This is a genomic window from Arthrobacter sp. H5, from assembly GCF_000520595.1.
In the GTDB taxonomy this organism is placed as follows: domain Bacteria; phylum Actinomycetota; class Actinomycetes; order Actinomycetales; family Micrococcaceae; genus Arthrobacter_D.
In genome coordinates this window covers 197,455-205,686 of the sequence record NZ_KI915000.1, presented here as the reverse complement: position 1 = coordinate 205,686, position 8,232 = coordinate 197,455, and the positions used below count along the sequence as shown (strand labels likewise).

Below are 8,232 nucleotides of genomic sequence, written 5' to 3'. Positions count from 1 at the left end.
TGCCGTATTCGATCTGCTCGCACCCGCGTTTCCTGTCCCTCGAATACCCGAATTTGGCCAGTGGGTTGTGGGTTCCGGTGACCCAGGAGGAGGACAGGTCAAAGAGCGCGAGGCGCTCGGGGTTGTGTTCGGGTCCCAGGTGGGTGCGGGCGAGCTGTTTTTCGATGCGGGGTTGCTGCTCGCCCAGCCAGTCCATCGCCGCATAGAGCTCATCAGTGCTTACCGGTCCCAGATCCACCCCGAGGGTGGTGTCGGCGAACCAGTTCAGGGTGGCGAGCTTGGAAGTCGGCTTGCAGATCCGCGCGGCCAGCAGCCCCATGATCAGGTCGCGGTGTCGGCAGGCCGGACCGAGCAGGGATTCGAAGCCCAGGCCGCGGGCCATGGTGTGGATCGCGTCGATATGCCCGTGGGGCAGGGTGCGGACGATCTCCATCTGATCCTGGGCTTCCAACAGCGTCTTGCCGGCCAGGGATGCCTTCAAGTCCATGATCGAGCGACGCGGCAAAAACGACACGTTGCCCAGGGTCTCGTGCTTGACCTTCCCGCCTTCGCGGAAGGTGCGGCGCACCAAAGCCGATTCGTAGACGACCTCAACCCCGGCCTTGTTCGTTCGGCGGGACGTGTTGATGGCTACATGCATAGCCGGCGCACCTTGCTCCATGTCCATATAATACTTCAAACAAGATTGAAATGGAAGACTTTTCGTCAAAATTTTAGTGGCTACATATTTTGACCAAAACCATGGAAAAACCCCGGTACCATACGGTCCCGGGGCAACTCCCAAACGTAACTTCAGTCTAAGGAGCAGTCATGACCACCACCGCCACACAGCCGGCCCCCACCGGGTCATCGCTCATCAGGGCGCACGCGAAGGCCCAGATTCTTGAGCAGCTACGCATTCCAGTGGCCGTGATCTCTTCGGTGATCTTTCCAGCACTGGCGCTTCTGTTCTTTGTCATTCCGCAGCAGGTGATTGTGCAGGACCCTGTGGCCTCACTGACAGCGGTTGCACAGCTTGGGCTCTTTGGAGTGATGAGCTCTTTCCTGTTCAACTACGGCATTGGCGTGGCCGAGGAACGGGCAAATCCATGGAGCAGCTACGTCAGGACGCTGCCCGCCGGGCCGCTTCCGTCCACCCTCGCCCGCGCGCTCACTGCCATGATGTTTGCCCTGCTCTCGCTGATTCCCGTGCTGATTCTGGGGGCTCTGCTCACAGCCGCGCCAGAGGCGTTCACCAGCGGAGACCTCCCGTGGTGGCGGATTCGGTGGCGAGCTTGGAAGTCGGCTTGCAGATCCGCGCGGCCAGCAGCCCCATGATCAGGTCGCGGTGTCGGCAGGCCGGACCGAGCAGGGATTCGAAGCCCAGGCCGCGGGCCATGGTGTGGATCGCGTCGATATGCCCGTGGGGCAGGGTGCGGACGATCTCCATCTGATCCTGGGCTTCCAACAGCGTCTTGCCGGCCAGGGATGCCTTCAAGTCCATGATCGAGCGACGCGGCAAAAACGACACGTTGCCCAGGGTCTCGTGCTTGACCTTCCCGCCTTCGCGGAAGGTGCGGCGCACCAAAGCCGATTCGTAGACGACCTCAACCCCGGCCTTGTTCGTTCGGCGGGACGTGTTGATGGCTACATGCATAGCCGGCGCACCTTGCTCCATGTCCATATAATACTTCAAACAAGATTGAAATGGAAGACTTTTCGTCAAAATTTTAGTGGCTACATATTTTGACCAAAACCATGGAAAAACCCCGGTACCATACGGTCCCGGGGCAACTCCCAAACGTAACTTCAGTCTAAGGAGCAGTCATGACCACCACCGCCACACAGCCGGCCCCCACCGGGTCATCGCTCATCAGGGCGCACGCGAAGGCCCAGATTCTTGAGCAGCTACGCATTCCAGTGGCCGTGATCTCTTCGGTGATCTTTCCAGCACTGGCGCTTCTGTTCTTTGTCATTCCGCAGCAGGTGATTGTGCAGGACCCTGTGGCCTCACTGACAGCGGTTGCACAGCTTGGGCTCTTTGGAGTGATGAGCTCTTTCCTGTTCAACTACGGCATTGGCGTGGCCGAGGAACGGGCAAATCCATGGAGCAGCTACGTCAGGACGCTGCCCGCCGGGCCGCTTCCGTCCACCCTCGCCCGCGCGCTCACTGCCATGATGTTTGCCCTGCTCTCGCTGATTCCCGTGCTGATTCTGGGGGCTCTGCTCACAGCCGCGCCGGAGGCGTTCACCAGCGGAGACCTCCCGTGGTGGCGGATTCCAATGTCGCTGGCCGTGTGGCTGCTCTGCGGGCTGCCTTTCCTGGCACTGGGTCTTTTTATCGGGTACCTGTGCACGTCGAAGGTGGCCATCGCCGTTACGCAGGTGGTGTTCTTCCCGCTCGCGTTTGCCGGCGGAATGATGCTGCCGCCGTTCCTTTTCCCGGATTGGCTGAACACGTTGTCGCTTTTCCTGCCGTCCCGTGCGGCACGGGACATCGCCGTGCAGTCGATGAGCGGAGACGGAATGCATGCCACGTCCATCCTCTGCATTGCAGCCTGGACGGGTGTATTGGGCGCGCTTGCGCTCTGGGCCAACCGGCGGGACCAGGGGCGCCGCTTCCGGTAGTGCGCCTAAGCGAACGACGACGACGGCAGGTCGCGTTCGCCGTCGATCATTGCCTGCACGATGCGGCGGGCCACGGCGTCCGCGTCTTTTCCCTCCGCAAGCTTGGGTGCGCTGCCGGCAATGGACCGCCCGGTAAGGCCGGTTTCAGTGTGCGGAGGGCGGACGTCCAGGATCCTGACGCCCTGCCGTCTCAGCTCAAGGGCTGCGGCCTTCGCGAATGCGCTCAACGCGGCCTTGCTGGCGGAGTAGGCGGCCATCCCTGCGGTTGGGCTTTCGGCAACGACGGCGCTCAACTGCACGATCAGGGAATCCCGCTCCAAGTGCGGCGCGACCGCGCGGAGCAATCGAATGTAGCCAACCACGTTGGTGAGCAGGAGCTCGTCCAGCGTGTCATCGTCAAGCTCCGTGAGCGGGCCAAAGGCCACCACGCCGGCCGCGTAAACAATCCCGTGCAGGGGTCTGCCGCTGACCGCCTGGGTAATTGCTGCCGGCCCGGCCGGCGTCGAAATGTCCGCGCGAACCGTTGCTGCTCCACCAAGATCAGCCGCAAGCACGCCGAGCTTTTCCTCATTGCGTCCTGACAGGGTGAGCTCCGCCCCCTGCCGGGACAGTTCCCGTGCAATCCGGGACCCGAGGGCGCCTGTGGCTCCGACAATCAGGAAATGTCTGTTGCTCAACTCATCCATGGGCCGAGTCTAGCAACGCGCTTCTAGAGAAGTTCCAGCTGATCGGCCACTACCCGGCCACCGTGGATCACGGTCCGGTCCGGCAACCGGTCCATCACCGCGGAAGCGACAGTCTCCCCCGCAACCAGCAGAAATTCTGCCGGGTCACCCACCGAAATCCCCGGCCGGTCACTGACGGACGAAAGTCGCGGCAGTGAGCCCATAACGGAGGCTCCTCCCACTGTGGCCAGCGCAACGCAGTGCTCAATGAGCTCGTCTGCGCGGAACCCGTGGGTAAAGGCGAGCTGCCACGTGCGGTCCAGCATGTCCGCGTTCCCATACGGAGACCAGTAGTCCCGCTGACCGTCCTCCCCCAGGCCTACCCGCACCCCGGCATCGACCAACTGCTGCAGCGGCAGGGTCTGGCGGCCGCCCGGCGCGATGGTCGCCGTCGAAATGTCAGCCTCCGCGAACCGCTCGATCAGCCGCCGGGTCTGGGATTCGCCCATGGTCCACAGTCCGTACCCATGGCTGATGGTGACCCTCCCCTCCATGCCAAGCGCAAGCGTCCGCTCAATAATCAACTCCGCGCTGAACGCACCCAGTTCACCGAGCTCGTGAAGATGCACGTCGATGGGCACCTGATGCTTCTCGGCGAGGCCAAAGACAATGTCGAGGTGGCGTACCGGATCGCGGTCCAGCGTGCACGGATCGATGCCGCCCATGACGTCGGCACCGTTCCGCAGTGCCTCCTCCATGAGGTCCACCGTCCCGTCCTCCAGCAGCAGACCCGCCTGCGGGAACGCAATGATCTGGACTTCCGCGCTGCCGCGGTGAATGTCCTGCGCATGGCGCACTGCCTCAAACCGCTCCAGGCCGCTGTCCACGTCCACCTGCGCAAAACTGCGCACTCTGGTGGTTCCGCGCTCAATCATCATCGCCAGGGTTGCCGCGATCCTTTCGTTCAAGGGAACTTCGGCGGTGCGCCAGTTGCGGCGGTCATTGAGCATCATGCCCCAGACTCCCGGCGAGCCCGTGTGCGGGCGGAACGGTAAGCCGAGCCTGGTCGAATCGAGGTGCACATGCACATCGGAGAACGAGGGGAGCAGTAATCTGCCCCGGCCGTGGATGATTTTACCCTGATCTTCCGCATCCGGATCATGGGGAACGACGGCGGCAACCAGCCCGTTCTCGATGGTCACGTCCGAAGGGTTCCCGCCCCAGGGACGGGCGTTGCTGATCACGGCACTGTAGGTCATAGGTCAAGCGTAGATGCTTGGCCCGCGACTCTTCGGACCTAAGGGTTGGCCCGTTTCTTGAGTTCTTCCAGTTCCTGATCCGCCGCGTTGTTCGCCTCAAGCTCCTCGAACGCTTCTTCCATCCGCCGCGAGTTGGGATCCGACCAGGACAATTCCTCATGGGCAGCCGCGCGGTGCCCTGCCCGCCGCGCCTCCTGTTCCGCCTCGCGTGCAGCGGCCTCGGCGCGGAAAGCCGCGCCGCCAGCGGAGTCCAGCGCCCCTTGCATACCGAGTTCCGCCTGGGCAGCCCCCTGCTGGGCCTTCAGCGATTGATACCGGATGCTGTTGTCCTGGAGGGTGGATTCAAGCCGTCGCAGCTTTCCTTCGAGCTGCTGCACCTGGCCGTCAACGTCAGCATGCTGCCTTGTCAGGGCCCCGAGCCGCTGACGGACGTCGATGCCCCGCCGCAGGGCCCGCCGCGCACCGTCGTCGTTCCCGTTTGCCACCGCATCCCCAGCCTCGCGGTCAAGCTGATCCGCTTCCGCGGCCGCCTGGCGGGCCAGGTGATCCACCCGGTGCCGCACCACAGCGAGGTCGGCCACGCTTCGGCGTGCCTGCTCAAGTTGGTCAACCTGCAGCCGGTGGGCGTTGTCCAAGGATGCACCGGGGTCCTTCTGCTCCGCGCTGGCACTCCGGTTCGCTGTGATAATCCGCTTGATGCGGCGGCCAATCGACATTGAAATCCTTAGTGCCTTTCAGTCGAGCTAAGGTTGCCCGGTCCGCGGCTGGGAGCCATACGCAGCGCTCCAGCTTTGGAGCGCTCCGCTTTCCAGGCTGAGACGAGCGCTGGCCCGGGTCACCTGCGCGGTGCCCACGGCGTTATGCACGTCCATCAACGATCTGCGCAACTCCGCCGAGAGATCGCCGAGCGAGTGCACCTGGCGGCCGATGGCAGCGGCAAGCTCCTGCTTCAACGCCCGGTTTGGCTCCCGTTCGGCCAGCCGGATCTGGTCGGTTAGAGCCAGTTCGGCACGGTTCAGATCCTCGGCTGCGGCGGGCAACTCACCCACCGGGCAGCCTTGCGCCAATGCGGAGGCGACCGAGCGCCGGGTGGCTTGGGTGGAACGCTGGAGCTCCAGCCGGAGCTTTGCGAGTTCACGGGATGCACCGTCCGTGGAGAAGGACCGCACGCGGGTGGCGCCCCGGTCCAGGCTGCGGCGCACAATGCCGGAACGGCGGATGCGGCGCACAATGAGCCAGGTGGCCGCCGTCGCCATCAGTCCCAGCCCAAGCAGGATAGCGCCGCCGATGAGCGCGGCCTCAGCCATAGCTCCAATCAGCGAATCAGCAGCGGTGATATTTTCAGGCATGCAACCAGTCTGCCTTGTTGCGGGTCATCGCGCCATGCCGCCGCCATGGTGATGCCATGTTCAGCTGCGCTCTCCGCGCCAGATCACCATCGCCTGGCTGCGGGGCCGGGGGCGCTTGCCCCGGGGGAGCGTGACGACGTCGCCAGCAAGTCCGGCGGCAAACACCCGGCTGGGGTCCGGTCCGCTGCGCCGCTGCGTGAGTTCGCTGGAGAGCTCCCTCACCCTGTGCTGGAGAGCGGCAACCTGGTTCTCCAGTTCGAGGATGCGCCTGATGCCTTCCAGCGATACACCCTCCTGGGACAGCCGCTGCACCTCCCGGAGTGTGTTGACGTCGCGCTGCGAATAGCGCCGGGCGCGCCCGGGTGCACGGCTTGGCTTGACCAGGCCCAGCCGGTCGTATTGCCTCAGGGTTTGCGGGTGCATGTCCGCAAGCTCCGCGGCGACGGAAATCACATAGACGGGCAGACTGATGTCAACGCCCATGGTGACCTCCCTCCGTCATTCTTCATCGATTCTCCCCAAACGGACGTTCTCAGCTGCTTTTGGCCCCTCAGAACGTCATTTCGGGGAGAGTCGATTCACGTTTTAGAGCTTTGCCTTGTCCGCGAGGCCCAGACGCGGATTGGCATCCGCGGTGGCTTCGGCGAAAGCCTGCACTGCGGCTGAGGCTTCCTTGTTCAGGTTCTGGGGTACGACGACGTCGATCGTCACCAGCAGATCCCCGGTCACCTTGGCCGTGGAGACGCCACGGCCTTTGACCCGGAGGGTGCGGCCCGACGGCGTTCCGGCCGGAACCTTCACTTTCACAGCGTCGCCGGTGAGGGTGGGCACCTCAATCTGTGCCCCGAGCGTCGCTTCGGGGAAGCTTACCGGGACGTGCACACGGATGTTGTCACCGTCACGCTGGAAGAACGGATGTGGTTTCACGCTGACCGCCACCATGAGATCGCCCGCGCCAGCCGGACCCTGCTGTCCTTTTCCACGAACACGAACCTTCTGACCATCCTTGATTCCTGCGGGGACGCGGACGTCGATCACCTCACCGGAGGGTTCACGCAGACCGATGGTGGTGCCGCGGATGGAGCCGGCGAAGGAAATGCTGGTGGTGGCCGTCCGGTCGGTTCCCTTGCGTGGTGGCGCCTGGTAGCCTCCGGGGAATCCGCCCCCGCCCGCACCAAACAGATCGGCAAACTCGGGAGGCAGGTTACTACTGTCGAATCCGGTCTGCCTGCGTGTGCTCTGGCGTCCGCCGCCCTGGTTGAAAAGATTGCCAAAGATGTCATCGAATCCGGCGCTGCCGCCGGCGCCGCCTGAGCCTCCGGCGGTGAAGCGTGCGCCGCCGCCCATCGCCTTGATGGCGTCATACTGCTGGCGGTCTTCGGCATCGGACAACACCGAGTAGGCCTCGGAGATGTCCTTGAACACCTTCTCCTTGGCTGCATCATTCTGATTCTGGTCCGGATGGTACTTCCGGGCCAGCTTCCGGTACGCCTTCTTGATATCGGCACCCGAGGCATCCTTGGAGACACCAAGGATCTTATAAAAATCCTTCTCGACCCAATCCTGACTAGCCAATTGGCGTCTCCTTATCTGTGGCTCTGAAGCGTACGTGGTAAAGCTATGGCCGGTGCGGTCTCCGGGGAGACCACACCGGCCTGGAACCTACTCAGGAACAGCGACAATCACCTGGGCTGCTCGAAGGACACGGTCGTCCTTCTTATAGCCCGCACGGAGGATCTGGCTGACGCTGTCGAACTGCACGTCGGCGCTGGGCTGCTGGATGAGGGCCTCGTGTATGTTCGGGTCGAACTCCACGTCGGTCTCATCGATTCGCGTCAGACCGTAGGTCTTCAACGCGTTCTCCAGCTTGGTGGAGATCGCCGCAAACGGTCCGTCGGCGAGGTCGCCGTGCTGACGTGCCGCATCGATATCGTCCAGCACCGGCATCAGGGAGTTCAGTACTCCGATTACTGCCATATCCCGGGCAACGTCACGGTCACGCTCAACACGTTTGCGGTAGTTGACGTACTCGGCCTGCAGCCTCAGAAGATCATTGCGAAGTTCGAGTTCCGCGTCGGTGGCAACAGGCACCTCCGTGGGAACCTCAATGCCCGCCTCGTTCAGGATTGCTTCGGCCTGGGCAAGTGCGTCGCCGTCGTCGGTCCCCTCGTCCGATGCCCGACCCGCGGGGTCGGCAGGTTCGTGACCTGCCGCCCCGGCGTCGACATCGGATCCGTCTGTCGAAGCGTCCTGCTGCCCACGGACCTTGCCCGTCTCGGGATCGATCTTCCGGTTGTCCCGGAAGCTAACCGGCTCTGACTGATGCTCTTCTTCGTTTCCGTGGTGCGGCAT

At 63.4% G+C, this 8,232-nt stretch carries 10 protein-coding genes and 1 pseudogene; 2 read left to right on the top strand and 9 right to left on the bottom strand.

Going from position 1 to position 8,232, the window contains the following annotated elements; genetic code table 11:
• Positions 1 to 661 (bottom strand): annotated as a pseudogene (locus Y708_RS0113675) (transposase); the annotation flags it as partial.
• 149 nt (positions 662 to 810) lie between these two features.
• On the opposite strand from Y708_RS0113675, the gene Y708_RS25040 reads away from it, so the two are divergent.
• The gene (locus Y708_RS25040) at positions 811 to 1,317 is read left to right on the top strand and encodes a hypothetical protein (RefSeq protein WP_051478992.1); all 507 of its coding nucleotides are present in this window, start codon (positions 811 to 813) and stop codon (positions 1,315 to 1,317) included.
• On the opposite strand, the gene Y708_RS28465 is transcribed toward Y708_RS25040, so the two are convergent.
• Positions 1,232 to 1,657 carry a hypothetical protein gene (locus Y708_RS28465; RefSeq protein WP_216699794.1) on the bottom strand — a complete coding sequence of 142 codons (426 nt, stop codon included), beginning with the start codon at positions 1,655 to 1,657 and terminating at the stop codon, positions 1,232 to 1,234. The two genes, Y708_RS25040 and Y708_RS28465, sit on opposite strands and share 86 nt — an antisense overlap.
• A 149-nt stretch (positions 1,658 to 1,806) precedes the next feature.
• Between Y708_RS28465 and Y708_RS0113660 the strand changes: the two genes are divergently transcribed.
• Entirely contained in the window at positions 1,807 to 2,607 is an 801-nt protein-coding gene (locus Y708_RS0113660) for an ABC transporter permease (protein WP_028280375.1), read from the top strand.
• A gap of 5 nt (positions 2,608 to 2,612) precedes the next feature.
• Here the strand turns inward: Y708_RS0113660 and Y708_RS0113655 are convergent, their stop codons facing one another.
• From Y708_RS0113655 to Y708_RS0113625, 7 genes are all read right to left on the bottom strand, one after another.
• Positions 2,613 to 3,293, bottom strand: coding sequence for an SDR family NAD(P)-dependent oxidoreductase (locus Y708_RS0113655; protein WP_028280374.1), 681 nt, complete (start codon positions 3,291 to 3,293; stop codon positions 2,613 to 2,615).
• A gap of 23 nt (positions 3,294 to 3,316) precedes the next feature.
• A complete protein-coding gene (locus Y708_RS0113650) occupies positions 3,317 to 4,531 on the bottom strand; it encodes an amidohydrolase family protein (protein WP_035776273.1) in 1,215 nt (404 codons plus the stop codon).
• A 38-nt stretch (positions 4,532 to 4,569) separates the two neighbouring features.
• A complete protein-coding gene (locus tag Y708_RS0113645; protein ID WP_028280372.1) occupies positions 4,570 to 5,247 on the bottom strand; it encodes a PspA/IM30 family protein in 678 nt (225 codons plus the stop codon).
• A 27-nt stretch (positions 5,248 to 5,274) separates the two neighbouring features.
• Positions 5,275 to 5,880, bottom strand: coding sequence for a hypothetical protein (locus tag Y708_RS0113640; protein ID WP_028280371.1), 606 nt, complete (start codon positions 5,878 to 5,880; stop codon positions 5,275 to 5,277).
• A gap of 60 nt (positions 5,881 to 5,940) precedes the next feature.
• Complete coding sequence (locus tag Y708_RS0113635) at positions 5,941 to 6,363, bottom strand: heat shock protein transcriptional repressor HspR (RefSeq protein WP_028280370.1); 423 nt, start codon at positions 6,361 to 6,363, stop codon at positions 5,941 to 5,943.
• A gap of 102 nt (positions 6,364 to 6,465) precedes the next feature.
• On the bottom strand, positions 6,466 to 7,455 hold the full coding sequence (locus tag Y708_RS0113630; RefSeq protein WP_028280369.1) for a DnaJ C-terminal domain-containing protein: 990 nt from the start codon (positions 7,453 to 7,455) through the stop codon (positions 6,466 to 6,468).
• Between the two features lie 87 nt (positions 7,456 to 7,542).
• On the bottom strand, positions 7,543 to 8,232 hold the full coding sequence (locus Y708_RS0113625; protein WP_028280368.1) for a nucleotide exchange factor GrpE: 690 nt from the start codon (positions 8,230 to 8,232) through the stop codon (positions 7,543 to 7,545).

Excerpts from the sequence above, each read along its gene's own strand:
- Y708_RS25040 (WP_051478992.1), top strand. The coding sequence starts at position 811 with ATGACCACCACCGCCACACAGCCGGCCCCCACCGGGTCATCGCTCATC.
- Y708_RS0113635 (WP_028280370.1), bottom strand. The coding sequence starts at position 6,363 with ATGGGCGTTGACATCAGTCTGCCCGTCTATGTGATTTCCGTCGCCGCG.
- Y708_RS0113660 (WP_028280375.1), top strand. The coding sequence starts at position 1,807 with ATGACCACCACCGCCACACAGCCGGCCCCCACCGGGTCATCGCTCATC.
- Y708_RS0113655 (WP_028280374.1), bottom strand. The coding sequence starts at position 3,293 with ATGGATGAGTTGAGCAACAGACATTTCCTGATTGTCGGAGCCACAGGC.
- Y708_RS28465 (WP_216699794.1), bottom strand. The coding sequence starts at position 1,657 with ATGGAGCAAGGTGCGCCGGCTATGCATGTAGCCATCAACACGTCCCGC.
- Y708_RS0113640 (WP_028280371.1), bottom strand. The coding sequence starts at position 5,880 with ATGCCTGAAAATATCACCGCTGCTGATTCGCTGATTGGAGCTATGGCT.
- Y708_RS0113645 (WP_028280372.1), bottom strand. The coding sequence starts at position 5,247 with ATGTCGATTGGCCGCCGCATCAAGCGGATTATCACAGCGAACCGGAGT.
- Y708_RS0113625 (WP_028280368.1), bottom strand. The coding sequence starts at position 8,232 with ATGCCGCACCACGGAAACGAAGAAGAGCATCAGTCAGAGCCGGTTAGC.
- Y708_RS0113650 (WP_035776273.1), bottom strand. The coding sequence starts at position 4,531 with ATGACCTACAGTGCCGTGATCAGCAACGCCCGTCCCTGGGGCGGGAAC.